This window comes from Flammeovirgaceae bacterium, from assembly GCA_015180985.1.
In the GTDB taxonomy this organism is placed as follows: Bacteria; Bacteroidota; Bacteroidia; order Cytophagales; family Cyclobacteriaceae; genus UBA2336.
In genome coordinates this window covers 3,046,055-3,064,890 of sequence record CP054185.1, presented here as the reverse complement: position 1 = coordinate 3,064,890, position 18,836 = coordinate 3,046,055, and the positions used below count along the sequence as shown (strand labels likewise).

At 41.8% G+C, this 18,836-nt stretch carries 17 protein-coding genes, 2 tRNA genes and 4 pseudogenes; 3 read left to right on the top strand and 20 right to left on the bottom strand.

Annotation, left to right across the window (positions count from 1 at the left end):
- Positions 1-295 precede the first annotated feature (295 nt).
- A pseudogene (locus HRU69_14095) lies at positions 296-1,357 on the top strand (IS3 family transposase).
- Positions 1,358-1,587: 230 nt separating this feature from the next.
- Here the strand turns inward: HRU69_14095 and HRU69_14090 are convergent.
- The 16 genes and pseudogenes from HRU69_14090 to HRU69_14015 all read right to left on the bottom strand — a co-directional run bounded on the left by HRU69_14090 (position 1,588) and on the right by HRU69_14015 (position 13,747).
- On the bottom strand, positions 1,588-1,893 hold the full coding sequence (locus HRU69_14090) for a helix-turn-helix transcriptional regulator (GenBank protein QOI98545.1): 306 nt from the start codon (positions 1,891-1,893) through the stop codon (positions 1,588-1,590).
- Positions 1,874-2,224, bottom strand: coding sequence for a type II toxin-antitoxin system RelE/ParE family toxin (locus tag HRU69_14085; GenBank protein ID QOI98544.1), 351 nt, complete (start codon positions 2,222-2,224; stop codon positions 1,874-1,876). The genes HRU69_14090 and HRU69_14085 overlap by 20 nt, the downstream gene beginning before the upstream one ends.
- Before the next feature lie 273 nt (positions 2,225-2,497).
- Positions 2,498-3,016 carry a dihydrofolate reductase gene (locus tag HRU69_14080; protein QOI98543.1) on the bottom strand — a complete coding sequence of 173 codons (519 nt, stop codon included), beginning with the start codon at positions 3,014-3,016 and terminating at the stop codon, positions 2,498-2,500.
- A gap of 1,912 nt (positions 3,017-4,928) precedes the next feature.
- Complete coding sequence (locus HRU69_14075; protein QOI98542.1) at positions 4,929-5,396, bottom strand: DUF2703 domain-containing protein; 468 nt, start codon at positions 5,394-5,396, stop codon at positions 4,929-4,931.
- A gap of 67 nt (positions 5,397-5,463) precedes the next feature.
- The gene (locus tag HRU69_14070; GenBank protein ID QOI98541.1) at positions 5,464-6,000 is read right to left on the bottom strand and encodes a sigma-70 family RNA polymerase sigma factor; all 537 of its coding nucleotides are present in this window, start codon (positions 5,998-6,000) and stop codon (positions 5,464-5,466) included.
- A gap of 213 nt (positions 6,001-6,213) precedes the next feature.
- The gene (locus tag HRU69_14065) at positions 6,214-6,816 is read right to left on the bottom strand and encodes a hypothetical protein (protein ID QOI98540.1); all 603 of its coding nucleotides are present in this window, start codon (positions 6,814-6,816) and stop codon (positions 6,214-6,216) included.
- A 693-nt stretch (positions 6,817-7,509) separates the two neighbouring features.
- Entirely contained in the window at positions 7,510-7,680 is a 171-nt protein-coding gene (locus tag HRU69_14060) for a hypothetical protein (protein ID QOI98539.1), read from the bottom strand.
- The gene (locus HRU69_14055; GenBank protein QOI98538.1) at positions 7,677-8,042 is read right to left on the bottom strand and encodes a hypothetical protein; all 366 of its coding nucleotides are present in this window, start codon (positions 8,040-8,042) and stop codon (positions 7,677-7,679) included. Before HRU69_14055 ends, HRU69_14060 begins: the two co-directional genes overlap by 4 nt.
- Positions 8,043-8,254: 212 nt before the next feature.
- Positions 8,255-9,315 (bottom strand): annotated as a pseudogene (locus tag HRU69_14050) (IS3 family transposase).
- Positions 9,316-9,439: 124 nt separating this feature from the next.
- Positions 9,440-10,066 carry an ImmA/IrrE family metallo-endopeptidase gene (locus HRU69_14045; GenBank protein ID QOI98537.1) on the bottom strand — a complete coding sequence of 209 codons (627 nt, stop codon included), beginning with the start codon at positions 10,064-10,066 and terminating at the stop codon, positions 9,440-9,442.
- A gap of 5 nt (positions 10,067-10,071) precedes the next feature.
- Entirely contained in the window at positions 10,072-10,425 is a 354-nt protein-coding gene (locus HRU69_14040) for a helix-turn-helix transcriptional regulator (protein QOI98536.1), read from the bottom strand.
- Positions 10,426-10,642: 217 nt separating this feature from the next.
- Positions 10,643-10,721, bottom strand: a tRNA-Ile gene (locus HRU69_14035).
- A 44-nt stretch (positions 10,722-10,765) separates the two neighbouring features.
- Entirely contained in the window at positions 10,766-11,131 is a 366-nt protein-coding gene (locus HRU69_14030; GenBank protein ID QOI98535.1) for an HNH endonuclease, read from the bottom strand.
- Positions 11,132-12,000: 869 nt separating this feature from the next.
- Positions 12,001-12,078, bottom strand: a tRNA-Ile gene (locus HRU69_14025).
- Positions 12,079-12,122: 44 nt separating this feature from the next.
- Positions 12,123-12,488, bottom strand: coding sequence for a hypothetical protein (locus HRU69_14020; protein QOI98534.1), 366 nt, complete (start codon positions 12,486-12,488; stop codon positions 12,123-12,125).
- 818 nt (positions 12,489-13,306) lie between these two features.
- On the bottom strand, positions 13,307-13,747 hold the full coding sequence (locus HRU69_14015) for a hypothetical protein (protein QOI98533.1): 441 nt from the start codon (positions 13,745-13,747) through the stop codon (positions 13,307-13,309).
- A 508-nt stretch (positions 13,748-14,255) separates the two neighbouring features.
- On the opposite strand from HRU69_14015, the pseudogene HRU69_14010 reads away from it, so the two are divergent.
- Positions 14,256-15,320, top strand: a pseudogene (locus tag HRU69_14010) (IS3 family transposase).
- A 76-nt stretch (positions 15,321-15,396) separates the two neighbouring features.
- Here HRU69_14010 and HRU69_14005 read toward each other — a convergent pair.
- The 3 genes from HRU69_14005 to HRU69_13995 form a co-directional block, all read right to left on the bottom strand.
- Complete coding sequence (locus tag HRU69_14005; protein ID QOI98532.1) at positions 15,397-15,537, bottom strand: transposase; 141 nt, start codon at positions 15,535-15,537, stop codon at positions 15,397-15,399.
- Positions 15,538-15,873: 336 nt separating this feature from the next.
- Positions 15,874-16,230, bottom strand: a complete 357-nt coding sequence (locus HRU69_14000) for a helix-turn-helix domain-containing protein (protein ID QOI98531.1) — start codon at positions 16,228-16,230, stop codon at positions 15,874-15,876.
- 5 nt (positions 16,231-16,235) lie between these two features.
- Positions 16,236-16,529 (bottom strand): type II toxin-antitoxin system HigB family toxin, encoded by a 294-nt coding sequence (locus HRU69_13995; protein ID QOI98530.1) that lies wholly within the window; start codon positions 16,527-16,529, stop codon positions 16,236-16,238.
- Positions 16,530-16,935: 406 nt separating this feature from the next.
- On the opposite strand from HRU69_13995, the pseudogene HRU69_13990 reads away from it, so the two are divergent.
- A pseudogene (locus HRU69_13990) lies at positions 16,936-18,122 on the top strand (IS256 family transposase).
- A gap of 47 nt (positions 18,123-18,169) precedes the next feature.
- Here the strand turns inward: HRU69_13990 and HRU69_13985 are convergent.
- On the bottom strand, positions 18,170-18,835 hold the full coding sequence (locus HRU69_13985) for a hypothetical protein (GenBank protein QOI98529.1): 666 nt from the start codon (positions 18,833-18,835) through the stop codon (positions 18,170-18,172).
- Position 18,836: the final 1 nt, after the last annotated feature.

Genomic DNA, 18,836 nt, shown 5'->3' with positions numbered 1-18,836 from the left:
AAGTCCGTTGTCAATTGTTTAGGAGTCCGAAACTTTCCCGCGTGTCCGCGTACACCGAACTACATAATAATCATCTGTCAGAAGTCGAGTTATTGTCTGCATTAACGTGTCGGAAAACGTTAGTCAGTTGCTGTCTGCGGACGTGTCATTTATTTTTTTTGTCCGCGTATTGGCGCTAACGTTTTGGGTTTATGACGGCTGCGGCTTTCGAAGCGCGTATTTGTCCCACTGTAAGCTCCCCCGAAAATAGGACAGTTTTGAATTAGACAAAAGGTCTAACTTTAAACTGTTAACTATGAAAAGAACACGATTCACCGAAGTCCAGATTTTCAACATTCTCAAGGAGTTTGATGCTGGCAAAAACATCCAGGATATTGCCCGCGATCAGGGGATTTCGAAAGCCACCATTTATAACTGGAAGGCAAAATACGGGGGCATGGAGATGAGCGAACTCAAGCGGGTTAAGGAACTTGAGGAAGAAAACCGGAAACTCAAGCAGATGTATGCCGACCTGGCCCTGGACAACAAGATGCTTAAAGATGTTTTGGGAAAAAAGTATTAAGGCCCGCTGAGAAGCGAACCCATGTAGACCATCTGAGAACGACATTTAAAGTCAGCCTCGGTCGGGCCTGTAAAGTGATGGATATCTCACGTTCGGTTTACTACTACCAAAGTAAGAAGGACGATCATGTGGTGATTGACAAACTTCAGGATTTAGCGGAGAAACGGCCTACGGAGGGTTTTGGAAAATGTACTTCAGGATACGAAAGGAAGGATTATTATGGAACCATAAACGCATCCACCGGGTGTATAAACTATTGAAATTGAATATGAAGCGAAAAGGAAAAAGAGGTTACCGGCACGCGCGCTCCAGCCCCTGGAGGCGGTTAGCCATATCAATGCAAAATGGTCGATGGATTTTATGAGTGATTCTCTTTTGTCAGGTCGTAAGTTCAGGGTGCTGAACCTGCTGGATGACTTTAACCGCGAGGCTCTGGCTATTGAAGTGGACACCTCAATGAGAGCCGAACGGGTGATACGGGTGCTGGAACAAGTCATTGGGTGGAGAGGGAAACCCAAGCGAATCAGGGTTGATAATGGGCCCGAATTCATATCAAGCAAACTTGGCTTATGGTGCGAGGAGAATGGTATCCATTTACAATTCATTCAACCAGGCAAACCTTCCCAAAATGCATACATCGAGCGTTTTAATGGGAGCTTTCGGAAGGATGTGCTTGATGCATACGTATTCGAATCGCTGACCCAGGTTAGAATCCTGGCAGACGAGTGGATGAATGATTATAACTACCACCGTCCCCATGACGCGCTAGAAGGTCGCAGTCCTGCGGACATGCTGGCAGTGGATTTATGGAAAACTCGAAACGAGTTTCCCACAAACCCACAGCCGGTTACTATGATAACAATGAATAAATTTTCTAATTTAGAGTTGTCCTAAAAAGGGGGAGCTTACACCACGTGGCAGAAACGAATTTAATAAAACTAAACTTCATAACAACACATCACCCGCAGCTGGCATAAACCTGGTGTTGCCGGCTGGCCACCTTCCTTATCTCATTTGTCAATAGGTCAAAGTTTAATAGAGAGTTCCAAATGTCCACCAAGTCCAAGTTCAATTATCTTTTGAAGTGTCGAAAGTCTAGCTTCTTTGATGTTATTCTCAATCTTTGAAATATATGATTTCGTTGTCCCCACTTTTTCTGCAAGTTCCTCTTGTGTCAATCCTTTTTCGAGACGAGCCTCATAAAGAAGAGCTCCAATTTTAAAACTCTCATAACCTGCTTCAAGTTTGTCTCGCTTGGCAGTTCCCTTTTTTCCGTAATGCTTGTCCTTAAATTGGTCAAGCGTCATAATGTTACCTTTTTTCGTTTTCATACTCCTCCTTTATTTTAAGTGCTTTCTCAATTTCCTTTTTCGGTGTCTTCTGCGTTTTCTTTTGAAATCCATTGGCTAAAACAACCAATTGTCCTTGGTCGAAGAAACAGAATATTCTAAAGATGTCGCTCGCTAATTGAACTCTTATTTCAAATAGTCCGTCTGTATTCTCAATGTGCTTGAGATACGTCTCAGGTACTCTTTGCAATTCTTCAATCAAATCAAAAGTCCAAATGATTTTATCCTTAACCTTTTGCTTTTGTCCTTTGAAGAAGTCGTCAAAGTAGGTCTTATAGAAAATAATTGTCCTCTGTTTCTTCTTTTTGTCCACGAGGCAAAGATAGGAAGAGTTGTCCTAAAGTGAAACTTTTAAAAAGGCCTTTTTTAGCCGGATTTTAGTCTGTTTGACCGGATTTGTCTACGGAGCGGGTGGCTTGCCGGCAACGGTTTCGGGCTTTGCGTTCGGGCGGATTTCGGAGCACAAAGTTTCAATTTATTACTAAAGTTCATTAGAAGCACTCAACTCCAAGTTTGCACGTCAGCCCGCCTGACGCAAAACCCGTGTTAGCGGTATGGCGTTCGTCTGTCAGAACTTTTTTATCAGTTAATCTGTCAAGCTGTATTTCATTGAAACAAGCCCTGTCGAATACGTTTTCGTGTCAATATGTTTCAGATTTATTCGGTCAGTTATGTCCCGAAAAAGTGGTTTACCTCCGCCAAGTATAATCGGGTGAACAGAAAGATGTACTTCGTCAACAAGTTTCAGATTCATTAAAGAGCTTGTCAGTCCCGCTCCACCAAACAGCCAAATGTCTTTGCCGTCTTTCTTTTTTATTTTTTCAACTTCTGTTTTCAGGTCGCCATTTACAAGAATTGCTCCCTCTTTTACTTTGTCAAGCGTGTTAGAAAAAACATACTCTTCCATTTTGGGCATTCCACTTGTGTCTGCTTCCATACCCAGCGACATTTCATAGGTCTTTCGTCCTACAAAAACAGCGTCAATTCTGCTCATGAAGTCCGACATACCATAGTCCTGATCAGTAAAGCACCAGTCGTATTCACCGTTTTTACCTTCGATAAAACCGTCTAAGCTGACGGCAAGTCCTAAGATTACTTTTCTCATGTTGTTTATATTTTAGTTGTTAAGTTCTTTGTCTGACGTGTTGTTTTTGGAATGTCCGTTTGGTGCAATGTCGTCTTTACGCTTACCGCTAACGTTTTGGGTTTGTGACGGCTTGCGGATAGGAGGGCTTGCTAAATGAGGAACGAAATGGCAAGCCCGACCAATTGCAAACAGTCTACCGTTACGAAACTAAGTAAAGAAACGAAAACTTCATAGCCACACATCACCCGCAAGCTGGCACAAACCTGTTGTTAGCGCCAGTACGCGTCCACCGTTACTTTAATTTGGACTTCTGATAAGAAGTCCACCGGAAACTGATTTTTGGACGCGTCTGGCTCCGCTTTTACGAAACGTTGTCGGAATTGGTCAGTCTGTGTCGGTTAAAATGTCGAAAAAATTTATTTAAGGTCGATTTTTCAAATTTCCCTTCACCAAACCGAAAAAAAATTGGCGCTTCGCGCGATTCTCTTGTTTACGGTGGGGGGCGGTTTCGCGCGTGTCGCGTGCGGTACTGAATTTTTATTAAGAGTCCGTTGTCAATTGTATAGAAGTCTGAAACCCACCCGCGAGTCCGCGTACACCGAACTTTTAAATAGTCATTTGTCAGAAGTCGAGTTATTGTCTGCATTAACGTGTCGGAAAACGTTAGTCAGTTGCTGTCTGCGGACGTGTCATTTATTTTTTTTGTCCGCGTATTGGCGCTAACGTTTGGCGCATATTGCGTGGCGTTTGTGCAAATGCGCAAGGTCCACCGTTGTTGAGTGAAGATAGGAGAGATTCGAGAAATAGTCAATTGTCCCCCGCCATGCAATATGCGCAGTGTTGTGCACCGTGCGGTCTGTCGAACGTTGTAAGAAATACGAGTCTGAGTCCATTGTCCGAGATTTCATTTTGAAGCCAGGTCAAAGTCAACCGCTATAGACAGGCCGTACGGTGTCAACACGTGCGGGTGGGCAGCTGCTGACACTCTCCGCGGAACGAACTCTTGTCCACCGACTGAAAAACTCTCCGCGTAACCGAGTCCATTTTTTTTATTTTTCAGTCCGCCCTTGTCTGTTGAGACCGAAATTGTTTCGTAGTCAGCAAACGTATTTTTGGAACTCACTTGTCGCGCGTTGGCAGTGTGTACCTAAAGCTTTATTGAACAGAGGTCAGCCGTTATTGTCCAGCGGAAAGCGTCTTAGTCGTTAACGTTGTCACCGGTTGCGTAGGACTAATTAGTCCCCGCATGGTGCACAACGTTTGAGTTTGCGCATCGGCTGTTAGTAAAACAGTCTTTGTCCCACGAACCCAAACGGTGTAAAGTAAAGATAATTAAATATTGGTCGTCAACCAGCCGTTGCGCAAACTTGTTGTTGTGCACCGTGCGGTCTGTCGTACGTTATATAAAGATAAAATGCTGTCGGCAAATCTTAACTTTATTTTGAAACTTATTCTAAGTCCCACGTAATAGACAGACTGTACGGTACCAACACGTGCGCGTGGGAGAAATCCAGAAACTATCCGCGGAGCGAAATCTTGACGACTGGATGTAAAACTGTCTGCGTAAATGAGTCCGATGTATTTTGTTTTAGTCAGTTATTGTCGACCGAAACCCAAACTGTCCCGAAAGCCGGAACGTAATTTTGAAACTTGATTGTCGCGCGGTAGCAGTGTGAAGCCCGAACGTAATTGATTGCTTGTCTGCCGTTATTGTCTGCGGGGATGAATTTATCTTGTTTACGTTGTCACCAGATGCGTAAGATTATTTTGTCCGACCGCATGGTGCACAACGTTTTGCGGCTTTGCGTAGTGGGGGCATTAGAAGCACTAAACTGTCAGCCTTGAACAAATGTAAATAAAAGGAACTAACGTTCAATTAAGCTCGTCAGCCCCCATTACGCAAAACCGCTGTTAGCAGCCGTTTTTCTCTCTATTTACATCCGCAGTTTGTCTTTTGAATTTCCTTGTCTGTAAGGTGTTTCAAAATATACGGTGAGAGCTTTTTTCTCTCTGTATTTTCTGTCTTACTAAAATAACCTTTAAGCAAAACTTGAATTAGGATTACTTCATTTGGTTCTGCTAAAGTCTCATCGTCCCAAAACCATTCTCTTGCTTCCGAACATTCTGAAACGTGATTGGGATAGAAATCAAAATGACCTACCCTAATCGTTGGCGATGCATTGATATTGAACTTTTCGGCTTCTTCAAGTGATTTCACTGTCGTGTGCTTGAAGAGTATTTCACAACCGATTTTATCAAAAAGTTTTTGAACTTCTTGAATTGCAGACACAAGTTTAACTTGAACCGTGTCGCAAGCTGTGCAGGAATTGTCTCCGTTGGTTGGCATTTCTACTTGAAATAGCTCAACCCTTAATTGCTTTTTTGTTTGAACTTCCATTGTCTTGAATTTTAAATGTTTCTTCAAGACTTAAAAACATGTCAAAAGATGCAAAAAAAACTTCGGACTATGTCAGACAACAGGACTTAGTTATAGTATAAAGCATTTGATTTTCAATGTGTTCAACAATCCCACATTCTTCAAATTTATCTCTCAACATTCTTCTTGCTCTTTGAATTCGTGATTTAGTAGCTTCTAATGTCAAGCCGAGTTGGTCAGCAATTTCTTTTTGAGGTTTTCTCTCTAGGTCGGAAAGTCTCAAAGGCAAAGAGTACTTTGTCGGTAAACTGTCAATAAAGTTGTGAAGCCAGATAAAAATATTTTCATTGTCAGTTTGATAATCCTGAACTTCAAGTCCGTTCAGCTCCGTCTTTGCTGTCCGATTTGATTGTTTGAAATAGTCAATGATAGTGTTATGTGTTATTCTGTAGAGCCACCCTTTAATGTTTTGCACGTCATTTTTAGTCTCGCAATACTTTGTAAATTTTATTAGCACCGATTGCAGTATGTCATTAACATCGTCTCTGTCGTGAACACGCTTGTTAATATACCCTTTTAAGTCGTCCTTGTAGGCTGTCCAAATGTTAAACACATCACATTTCATATTCTGTCATTGTTGGTTGTCGTTGTCTTTAAAATGGCTGCTAACGTTCGTGTATGTGACGTTGTGGGGATAGGAGCCAAAATGAATGACCGAAGGGAATGATTTTGGCGACTTGCTCCGTCACTGTCAACCGTGACCGAACGTTATTTTGAAACACAAACTACAAATTTACACCGTCCCCCACAATGACACATACACTTTGTTGCCAGCCGTTTATTTTTTCTCCTCACTCTTAATTGTCAGTCCGTTAATCTCTACGTGATTTATTGAGTTGTTGTAATAAAGAAATTCAATTGTCTTGTCGGCTTGTCTTTGCAGTCTTACAAAATCTTCGTCTTTGTCGTCCGAATTTCTTTGGTCTTCTATTTCTCGATAGATTTCCATTTTCTTCATTTGAATCTCCAATTGTTTCAATTCATTGTCCAAGATGTCATTTCTTAGTTCAGCGACCTTTTGAACACCTGCCAATAGGAAATACAATACAAGAATCGGAATCCCAAGTTTCCTAGGGACATCTATTTTGAGTTCCCCTTTCTTTATTCTAATGTTTGGTTTCCAGCCCTCTTTGAATCGAAACCTGATTGACTGTCCAGTATTAATACTTTGAACTTCTAGAATATTCTTGAACGGATAGAAGTAGTCGAAGAATGGTCGTCTCTGGTAATAGTAATTGAATGGTCGTCCAATTATGTCATTGTAAAGTCGATCGAGTCCGCTCAGCAATTCAACAACGTCTCCATTGTCCAATTGGTCAAACTTTAAATAGATGTCGAGCTCTGTGTACTCTGGTCTGTCGGTATTAAGTAGTAGTAACATACTCTATCTAAAATAAATGGCTGGCAACGTTTGAGTTTGCGCATCGGCTGTTAGTGAAACATTCCTTGTCCCACGAAACCAAACGTTGTAAAGTAAATATACTAAATAGTTGGTCGTCAACCAGCCGTTGCGCAAACTTGTTGTTGTGCACCGTGCGGTCTGTCGTACGTTATATAAAGATAAAATGCTGTCGGCAAACCTTAACTTTATTTTGAAACTTATTCTAAGTCCCACGTAATAGACAGACTGTACGGTGCCAACACGTGCGCGTGGGAGAAATCCAGAAACTATCCGCGGAGCGAAATCTTGACGACTGGATGTAAAACTGTCTGCGTAAATGAGTCCGATGTATTTTGTTTTAGTCAGTTATTGTCGACCGAAGCCCAAACTGTCCCGAAAGCCGGAACGTAATTTTGAAACTTGATTGTCGCGCGGTCGCAGTGTGAAGCCCGAACGTAATTGATTGCTTGTCTGCCGTTATTGTCTGCGGGGATGAATTTATCTTGTTTACGTTGTCACCAGATGCGTAAGATTATTTTGTCCGACCGCATGGTGCACAACGTTTTGGGTTTATGACGGCTGCGGTTTTCGAGCCGAATTTGTCCCACGTGAGTAAACGAAATTAATAAAACCAAACTACATTTCAACTTGTCACCCGCAGCTGGCATAAACCTGGTGTTGGCAGTAGTGCCGCTATGCTGTTACTTTCTTCTTGGTAGTCAGCTTTCTTGTCGGCTTACGTGTCGCGCTTTTCTTGGCCTTAAGCATTTTAATTACTTCGCTTATTCTTTTCTCTTCGTCTTTTGTCAACGGTCCAACACCACCAATGAAGTCCACGTCCAATTCTTTTTTTCTTGTTCTCATAATTCCGTGTTTTTAAAATATTTGTCCAACAACTTTAAAGCTGCTCTTGTTTCTATAATCATTAATCGTCCACCTGCATGGAAGGCTCCTAATGTGTCAATGTAGTGATTGATTAATTGGGTTTTTGAAACGAATGAAATGTTTCCTTCAAATCCGCGTTGAAATGAAAGTCTACAAGCAAATGCTACTAAATTGCCAGGAACTCCTTCGTAGACTTTTTCTTTACCCTTATTAAAAGGGGCACTCTCGACCAAGTGCATGTAAACATGGTCAAATTTTATCTCCAGACTTATCAGTCCCTGAATAACATTCTGATTCTCAGTCGTGGTTAGTTTATAAACCTCTCTCTCAGGTTGGTTCAATTCGAATTTCCAGTTAAAAACCCAACCGTTTTTCTTAGTAACGGTTTTTAAGTCCTCCCTTGTCAGGTGGATAATACTGGTCGTAAAGCTGTCACCCTGTAAGCTCCCCCTTTTTAGGACAACTCTAAATTAGAAAATTTATTCATTGTTATCATAGTAACCGGCTGTGGGTTTGTGGGAAACTCGTTTCGAGTTTTCCATAAATCCACTGCCAGCATGTCCGCAGGACTGCGACCTTCTAGCGCGTCATGGGGACGGTGGTAGTTATAATCATTCATCCACTCGTCTGCCAGGATTCTAACCTGGGTCAGCGATTCGAATACGTATGCATCAAGCACATCCTTCCGAAAGCTCCCATTAAAACGCTCGATGTATGCATTTTGGGAAGGTTTGCCTGGTTGAATGAATTGTAAATGGATACCATTCTCCTCGCACCATAAGCCAAGTTTGCTTGATATGAATTCGGGCCCATTATCAACCCTGATTCGCTTGGGTTTCCCTCTCCACCCAATGACTTGTTCCAGCACCCGTATCACCCGTTCGGCTCTCATTGAGGTGTCCACTTCAATAGCCAGAGCCTCGCGGTTAAAGTCATCCAGCAGGTTCAGCACCCTGAACTTACGACCTGACAAAGAGAATCACTCATAAAATCCATCGACCAGCTTGCATTGATATGGCTAACCGCCTCCGGGGGCTGGAGCGCGCGTGCCGGTAACCTCTTTTTCCTTTTCGCTTCATATTCAATTTCAATAGTTTATACACCCGGTGGATGCGTTTATGGTTCCATAATAATCCTTCCTTTCGTATCCTGAAGTACATTTTCCAAAACCCTCCGTAGGCCGTTTCTCCGCTAAATCCTGAAGTTTGTCAATCACCACATGATCGTCCTTCTTACTTTGGTAGTAGTAAACCGAACGTGAGATATCCATCACTTTACAGGCCCGACCGAGGCTGACTTTAAATGTCGTTCTCAGATGGTCTACATGGGTTCGCTTCTCAGCGGGCCTTAATACTTTTTTCCCAAAACATCTTTAAGCATCTTGTTGTCCAGGGCCAGGTCGGCATACATCTGCTTGAGTTTCCGGTTTTCTTCCTCAAGTTCCTTAACCCGCTTGAGTTCGCTCATCTCCATGCCCCCGTATTTTGCCTTCCAGTTATAAATGGTGGCTTTCGAAATCCCCTGATCGCGGGCAATATCCTGGATGTTTTTGCCAGCATCAAACTCCTTGAGAATGTTGAAAATCTGGACTTCGGTGAATCGTGTTCTTTTCATAGTTAACAGTTTAAAGTTAGACCTTTTGTCTAATTCAAAACTGTCCTATTTTCGGGGGAGCTTACAGGCACACAAAACCCCGCAATTAAATAAACACGGTGTTGTGCACAGTGCCGCTATGCTCTTACTTTAGTAAAGTGGTTTTCTCTCGCCTTAACCTTGTCTCAATTGTCTGGGGTGATACGTGAAATTTTGAACTTATTTTATTTGCAACGAATGATTGTACCCACTTGTCTGTTTCTTCCCCAAGTCCTTGCTCTTTTGCTTTCTTGTAAACTTTTTCAATGTCCTCTTGAAGGCTTTTGATTTCATTTTCCAAATGGTCAGGCGGAACAAGAAGGCGTCCAGCAAACTCGTTGGCATGAGTTTCATACCAACTTAAGTCTGCCTGGTCAATCCCTTCCATTAACTTAAACCAATCCTCAGGAGATTTGAACTCTACACTTTCATAGAATTCACGATGAAGGATAAGATGTCCTAGTTCATGGGCAAGAGTGAATCTAAGTCTTGATTCAAATCTTGCGTCACTAAACATATTGTTGTCGACAAAGATTACCGATAGGTCGTTAGAAAGCATTCCTTCGATATCAAGTTGACTCTTAAGTCCAGCAACTGGTCTAACTTCTAGGCCAAACCCAAATTCTATTATTTTGTCAATGTCAACGGGGATTTTGTTTCCTTTCCAATACTGTGACCTAACTTCGTCAGCTTTGTCCCGAATAGAGTTAAAGCTATAATGTTTAAAGACCATAAAGCTTAACTCTCAATAATTGTCTTAATTAATTTCTTTAATTCTTCTTCGTTTGGTTTTTCTCCACGGACGGTTCTAAAGAATATTGGTAATTTTTCAAGAACATTTTCTTGAGGTCTTAAATCTTGAGGTATTGAGTCAATTAAGGCTAAGTCCTTCATTGTCACAATTTCTTCCTCATTAAAATTTAAGACATTAGCTATTCTATCTAAAATTTCAGCACTTCTTGGAGGGTCGGCCAAACCTCGTTCAACCTTGCTCCAGTTTGATGGGTCAAGTTCAGCTTCTCTACAGAATTGTCTTAAAGAGACCTCTTTCTCCATCCTCTTTTCCTTTATAAACTGATGGAAATGTTTCATAACTAGTTCTTGTTTTATGTGTGGTAAATTTATACCACAATAATAACTATTCTTATTTCACTATGGTTTCAATCACTACTAATAAATTTACTAGCTGCAAATTTTAGTCTCAAATTTGGAATAAGTCTCAAATGGGAATTATGACGTCTATAAACCATTAGGGGACAAGCACCAATCGTCTAACTTGATTCGTGCCTGTCCCCAATGTGTGTAGCGGTGAGAGAGGGATTCGAACCCCCGAGTCCTTTCGGACTAACAGATTATCAGTCTGTCGCAATCAGCCGCTCTGCCATCTCCGACAATGTAGCGTTTGCATACATTCTCGGAGAATATTTAATGTCTATTTAAGTCTGTATAATTTTTTCAACTCTGCTAGCAGCGCATCATTCACCGTTTTGCGCTCTTCTTTGTCAACATTCTTCGTATCATTCGATGTCTTTACTGCAGTGTAGGATGGAAAGTCGTCTGCTTTACTTCTATTATTTTCCCAATGCATAGGTCTGAGATTTATTAAGGTCTCATCACCCCCTTTTGACTCTGGATAAACATGGTCTATTTCCCAGCCTAAAGTTTCCTCTTTCCCGTACTTGTCGCGTTGCATCCAAGCTCCGCATACATCCTTTCTATATTTTACACTGTCATAGTTCTCAACAGTCGTTCCTTTATTCCAAACGTCCTGTATTTGTTTGTCGCTAAAGTCAGCCATAGTCGAAATTGTTTCGTAATCCTTTGTCTATTGTCGTGCCAACTTGAAATGACTGTCAAGATGTCACTCGTTTTAAGTTGGACTGAACTGTCCAGCGGCATTGTGCACAACGTTTGAGTTTGTGCATCGGCTGTTAATGAAACAGTCCATGTCCCACGAAACCAAACGTTGTAAAGTAAATATACTAAATATTTGGTCGTCAACCAGCCGTTGTTTCAAACTTGTTGTTGTGCACCGTGCTTCGTCAGTTTGTACGTTGAATAAAGTTAAATTGCTGTTTAAAGACCATAAAGCAGAACTCTCATTTTGTCTTACTTAATTTCTTTAATTCCACGTCGTTTGTTTTGCCAACACGTGCGCTAAAGAAATATTGAAACTTTTCAAGAAAATTTTCTTGAGGTCTTAAATCTTGAGGTATTGAGTCATTATTTTGTTTTAAGTCAGTCATTGTCACACCGAAGCCGTTCTTCCTCATTAAAAGCCGAACATTAGCTATTCTATCTAAATTTCAGCACTTCTTGGAGGGTCGGCCAAACCTCTTGTTCAACCTTGCTCCAGTTTGATGGGTCAAAGTTCACGTTGTCTACAGATGTCTTAAAGAGACCTCTTTCTCCATCCTCTTTTCCTTTATAAACTGATGGAAATGTTTCATAACTAGTTCTTGTTTTATGTGTGGTAAATTTATACCACAATAATAACTATTCTTATTTCACTATGGTTTCAATCACTACTAATAAATTTACTAGCTGCAAATTTTAGTCTCAAATTTGGAATAAGTCTCAAATGGGAATTATGACGTCTATAAACCATTAGGGGACAAGCACCAATCGTCTAACTTGATTCGTGCCTGTCCCCAATGTGTGTAGCGGTGAGAGAGGGATTCGAACCCCGAGTCCTTTCGGACTAACAGATTATCAGTCTGTCGCAATCAGCCGCTTTGCCATCTCCGACAATGTAGCGTTTGCATACATTCTCGGAGAATATTTAATGTCTATTTAAGTCTGTATAATTTTTTCAACTCTGCTAGCAGCGCATCATTCACCGTTTTGCGCTCTTCTTTGTCAACATTCTTCGTATCATTCGATGTCTTTACTGCAGTGTAGGATGGAAAGTCGTCTGCTTTACTTCTATTATTTTCCCAATGCATAGGTCTGAGATTTATTAAGGTCTCATCACCCCTTTTGACTCTGGATAAACATGGTCTATTTCCCAGCCTAAAGTTTCCTCTTTCCCGTACTTGTCGCGTTGCATCCAAAGCTCCGCATACATCCTTTCTATATTTTACACTGTCATAGTTCTCAACAGTCGTTCCTTTATTCCAAACGTCCTGTATTTGTTTGTCGCTAAAGTCAGCCATAGTCGAAATTGTTTCGTAATCCTTTGTCTATTGTCGTGCCAACTTGAAATGACTGTCAAGATGTCACTCGTTTTAAGTTGGACTGAACTGTCCAGCGGCATTGTGCACAACGTTTGAGTTTGTGCATCGGCTGTTAATGAAACAGTCCATGTCCCACGAAACCAAACGTTGTAAAGTAAATATACTAAATAGTTGGTCGTCAACCAGCCGTTGCGCAAACTTGTTGTTGTGCACCGTGCGGTCTGTCGTACGTTGTATAAAGATAAATTGCTGTCGGCAAACCAGAACTTTATTTTGAAACTTATTCTAAGTCCACGTAATAGACGGACTGTACGGTGCCAACACGTGCGCGGGGGAGAAATCCCGAAACTCTCTGCGGTGTGAAAGCTTGTCGACCAGCTGCAAAATAGTCCGCGTAAATGAGTCCGATGTATTTTGTTTTAGTCAGTCATTGTCGACCGAAGCCGTAACTGTCCCGAAAGCCGGAATGTAATTTTGAAACTTGATTGTCGCGCGGTCGCAGTGTGAAGCCCGAACGTAATTGATTGCTTGTCTGCCGTAATTGTATGCGGGGATGAATTTGTTTCGTTTACGTTGTCACCAGATGCGTAAGATTATTTTGTCCAACCGCATGGTGCACAACGTTTGGGTTTATGCAGTGTGGGGAATAGGAGGGCTTAAAAATGAAGCGCAGCGGAATGTTAAGCCCGACCTGCTCCGAACTGTCCCCCGTGACCAAACTACATTGTGAAACATAAACTTTAGTTTAATACCAAACCCCCACATTGCATAAACATTTTGTTGTGCGCTGGGCCGTTTCACCGTCTTCTTTTTGAAATCCGTCCTTCACTCATTGTTATATGAAGATTTCCACAATAAGTCAGTCGAAATTTTTCTTTATCAGTTATTTCATAACATGCACCGCCATATGATGAAGAGGTCTTCATAAGTAACTTTGAAACTGAGTCCAACGAGTCAATATTTATTGGAACTTCATTGTCCCCGTGGAGTTGGAACATACAGTTGTCAGACGACCATTTTATGTCCCCTTTTAATTCTTCTTGTCCTTCTCTTTTAATGTTATACCTGTCACCCGTAATTAACAATCTGAAGTCCGACTTTTTATGTCCTTTAGTTTTATGTTTAAATAGATATTGTCCGTCACCAAGCTTTTCACAATCTTGTCCAAATGCGGTTAAGGTCCCAATGGTCAAAATTGTCGTTGTGATGAAAAGCGTTAAAAGTTGTTGTCCGGTCATTTATTATTGAAACCTATTTGTCCCACGGCCTTGCGCACAACGTTTGGCGCATATTGCGTGGCGTTTGTGCAAATGCGCAAGGTCCACCGTTGTTGAGTGAAGATAGGAGAGATTCGAGAAATAGTCAATTGTCCCCCGCCATGCAATATGCGCAGTGTTGTGCACCGTGCGGTCTGTCGAACGTTGTAAGAAATACGAGTCTGAGTCCACTGTCCGAGATTTCATATTGAAGCCAGGTCAAAGTCAACGGCTATAGACAGGCCGTACGGTGTCAACACGTGCGGGTGGGCAGTTGCTGACACTCTCCGCGGAACGAACACTTGTCCACCGACTGTAAAAATCTCCGCGTAACCGAGTCCATTTTTTTATTTTTCAGTCCGCTCTTGTCTGTTGAGACCCAAATTGTTTCGTAGTCAGCAAACGTAATTTTGAAACGTCCAAGTGTAAGCTCCCCCGAAAATAGGACAGTTTTGAATTAGACAAAAGGTCTAACTTTAAACTGTTAACTATGAAAAGAACACGATTCACCGAAGTCCAGATTTTCAACATTCTCAAGGAGTTTGATGCTGGCAAAAACATCCAGGATATTGCCCGCGATCAGGGGATTTCGAAAGCCACCATTTATAACTGGAAGGCAAAATACGGGGGCATGGAGATGAGCGAACTCAAGCGGGTTAAGGAACTTGAGGAAGAAAACCGGAAACTCAAGCAGATGTATGCCGACCTGGCCCTGGACAACAAGATGCTTAAAGATGTTTTGGGAAAAAGTATTAAGGCCCGCTGAGAAGCGAACCCATGTAGACCATCTGAGAACGACATTTAAAGTCAGCCTCGGTCGGGCCTGTAAAGTGATGGATATCTCACGTTCGGTTTACTACTACCAAAGTAAGAAGGACGATCATGTGGTGATTGACAAACTTCAGGATTTAGCGGAGAAACGGCCTACGGAGGGTTTTGGAAAATGTACTTCAGGATACGAAAGGAAGGATTATTATGGAACCATAAACGCATCCACCGGGTGTATAAACTATTGAAATTGAATATGAAGCGAAAAGGAAAAAGAGGTTACCGGCACGCGCGCTCCAGCCCCTGGAGGCGGTTAGCCATATCAATGCAAAGCCTGGTCGATGGATTTTATGAGTGATTCTCTTTTGTCAGGTCGTAAGTTCAGGGTGCTGAACCTGCTGGATGACTTTAACCGCGAGGCTCTGGCTATTGAAGTGGACACCTCAATGAGAGCCGAACGGGTGATACGGGTGCTGGAACAAGTCATTGGGTGGAGAGGGAAACCAAGCGAATCAGGGTTGATAATGGGCCCGAATTCATATCAAGCAAACTTGGCTTATGGTGCGAGGAGAATGGTATCCATTTACAATTCATTCAACCAGGCAAACCTTCCCAAAATGCATACATCGAGCGTTTTAATGGGAGCTTTCGGAAGGATGTGCTTGATGCATACGTATTCGAATCGCTGACCCAGGTTAGAATCCTGGCAGACGAGTGGATGAATGATTATAACTACCACCGTCCCCATGACGCGCTAGAAGGTCGCAGTCCTGCGGACATGCTGGCAGTGGATTTATGGAAAACTCGAAACGAGTTTCCCACAAACCCACAGCCGGTTACTATGATAACAATGAATAAATTTTCTAATTTAGAGTTGTCCTAAAAAGGGGGAGCTTACATTTCGAAATCCCCTGATCGCGGGCAATATCCTGGATGTTTTTGCCAGCATCAAACTCCTTGAGAATGTTGAAAATCTGGACTTCGGTGAATCGTGTTCTTTTCATAGTTAACAGTTTAAAGTTAGACCTTTTGTCTAATTCAAAACTGTCCTATTTTCGGGGGAGCTTACACAAGTCGCGCGTTGGCAGTGTGTACCTAAAGCTTTATTGAACAGAGGTCAGCCGTTATTGTCCAGCGGAAAGCGTCTTAGTCGTTAACGTTGTCACCGGTTGCGTAGGACTAATTAGTCCCCGCATGGTGCACAACGTTTTGGGTTTGTTTAGTGGCGGATAAATCCAACGGATTTTTCCGCTTACACGAATATAAATAAACTTGTTGACACTACGGGCGACACGGTCGCCCGCCATTAAACAAACCCGGTGTTGGCGGTTTGTGCCGTTTTAGTAGACCTGTATTAAAACGTCTGTCGGAATATTTAATTTTTCATGAAGTTGTCTAATCATGTCCAATGATAGTTTTCTTTTTTTGTTTAGTATTTCACTTGCTCTACTCTTAAGTCCAACGACTTTCGCTAAATCTGTCTGAGTATAACCAAGTTGTTCCATTCTGAATTTTATCGCTTCAATAGGGTCTGGTAGGTCAATTGGGAAATGTTCATTTTCGTATTGGTCAATTAAAATACCCAATATCTCAAGTTCGTCTCCTTCCTTTGTCCCTTTTTTTGCGTCAAAGATTAGCTCAAGTCTGTCCAATGCTTGTTGGTAGTCCTTTTTAGTTTTTATTGGTTTTAAGTTCATAGTCGTCAAATTTTATTCGCATCAATTCTGTCATATTCTTTATGAGTCCCGACAAATCGAATCCACATCATTTGATAATGGAAATTAATCTTAACAATTAGTCGGTAGTTGTTCCCCTTTATGTTGAAAACTACTCTATTGTCCCCAAGAATACTTGCTGTTGGATACTCCTTTTTGATTTCATTGGTATTTTTCCACTCACTCTTTTGAGCTTCTCGATACCAAGATTTAAGTTGTTGTTCACAGTCCGAATGTTTAATCCAAAACTCTCGGAGTACCTTTTTAGCAATTACTCTCAAGTATTAATCTTTTGTCAAAGGTACGCGAAAGTTCCCGTATTGGGAAATTTTATTTTAAGTATTTTTCTAGATTTTTTGGACGTCCTGGAGGCATAACCGCCAACGTTTTGGGTTTGTTTAGTGGCGGATAAATCCAACGGATTTGTCCGCTTACACGAATATAAATAAACTTGCTGACACTACGGGCGACTGTGTCGCCCGCCATTAAACAAACCTAGTGTTGGCGGTAGTTGCAATCTTAAAACTCAATATGGTAACGACTAAGCAACTGTGTAAAGGCCCGATTCGGCCTTGCTGAAAGGGGATGTGGAATGTACCACTTTCAGCCGAATCGGTTGCATTTAAAGACTTAACTTTAAACACAGTTACCATGGAAAATCAAGAACAACACCCACTACTCAAAGAGATGCTCACCCCTGAGTTTCTCAAGCAATTTAAGAATTCGAAAGACCTCAACAGCTTTATCGATGAACTTTTCAAAAAGGGCATGGAGCAAATGCTGGAAGGTGAACTCGATGGCCATTTGGGCTATGCCAAACATTCACCAGAAGGGATTAACTCCGGGAACTCACGGAACGGAAAAACCCGTAAGACCATCAAGACCACGCGAGGTGAACTACAGATAGAAGTACCTCGGATCGGAACAGCACGTTTGAGCCCGTCCTGGTTCCCAAGCGCAGCCGGTTCGTAGAAGGCATCGAAGAAATCATCATCTCCTTATATGCCCGGGGTATGAGCGTACGCGACATTGAAATACAAATCCGGGAAATCTATGGTGTGAATGTTTCGGATGCCACTATTTCAACGTTACCTCGCGGGTACATACGTTGGTAACGGAGTGGCAAAGCAGGCCTCTTTCATCGGTGTACTTTGTGGTGTGGATGGATGGGATCGTATTCAAAGTCCGGCAGAATGGGAAGGTGATCAACAAAACCATTTACCTGGCCGTAGGCCTTAATGCTCAGGGGTTTAAGGAAGTATTGGGCATGTGGCTGGGTGAAAGCGAAAGTGCTTCATTCTGGATAAGTGTACTTACTGATTTAAAAAGCCGTGGCGTGGAAGATATTCTCATCACCAGCACCGATAATCTGAAGGGCTTCACCGATGCAATCACCAGCGTGTTTACCCAATCGGTAACCCAGATTTGTGTAGTTCATCAGATCAGAAATGCGCTTCGCTACGTTGTCTGGAAAGACAAGAAACAATTTGTAGCCGATTTGAAGACTGTTTACGGAGCACCAAACAAAGAGCCTGGCTGCTCAAGCCTTAGAGCAAATTTGAAGTAACATGGGGCAAAAATATCCGCATGCTATCAAGTCGTGGAAAACGAATTGGGATAACCTCACGCACTTCTTCGATTATCCGATCGAAATCCGAACGCTGATCTATACCACGAACATTATCGAAAATCTCAACGGAAAAATCCGCAAGTATACCAACAACAAACTTTCGTTCCCTGACGACCAGGCGGTGGTGAAAGCGGTGTACCTGGCTTTACGGGAGATCACCAAAAAATGGACCTTGCCCGTGAGAAACTGGCCACTAATCGTAAATCAATTTTTAACTATCTTCGAAGGCAGATGCAAAATATAAAACCTTTACGCAGTTGCTTAGTCGTTACCCAGCACTTACACACTTAATTAGGCAGTGTCCTCAATATCAAACGTAATTGTCTCCTTTGGTATTAGTTCCTTCTCTTCTGTCCACGAAATTATGTCCCCGTTCTCTTTCTTTAATTCAATTGTGTATCTTACTGACCTTACAACATTGTAAAAGTAAACATTTGTCCATTGTTTATTGTGAGTCACTGAAATTGGGTTTGAATCCGTAAAATAAGTTCCGTTTGGATACTTTGTACTCACAACGATACTGATTGTGTCCTTTGTCAGCGTTGACTGCTTGGATACAATTGTTTCGACCTTACCAGTCACGCAAGCATTTAAATTCCAAATATTGACTGAATTTCTTTTGATTGTCCTATGCCCTGAGGATGTCATATCAGGGTCTAAAAGCTCAATACATCTTTTATAATAAGCGTCTGAAATATCAATTTTATATAACTCGAATCTGTTATTCAAATTGTCTACTTGAAACAAATATTTTCCTTCTGAATCTGTAGTTGTCGATTGGAGAATACTGTCAATACCTATGGAAACCGGAACGAGTAAATCAATCTTTATTCCTTGCAATTGTTTTTGTCGTTTATCAGTTTCAATAACCAGTCCTGAAAATGTGACTTCATTCATTAGTTCATCATTTCCGCAAGCAAATAATGTCAATAATGTCAAAAGTAAAATGTTTCTCATA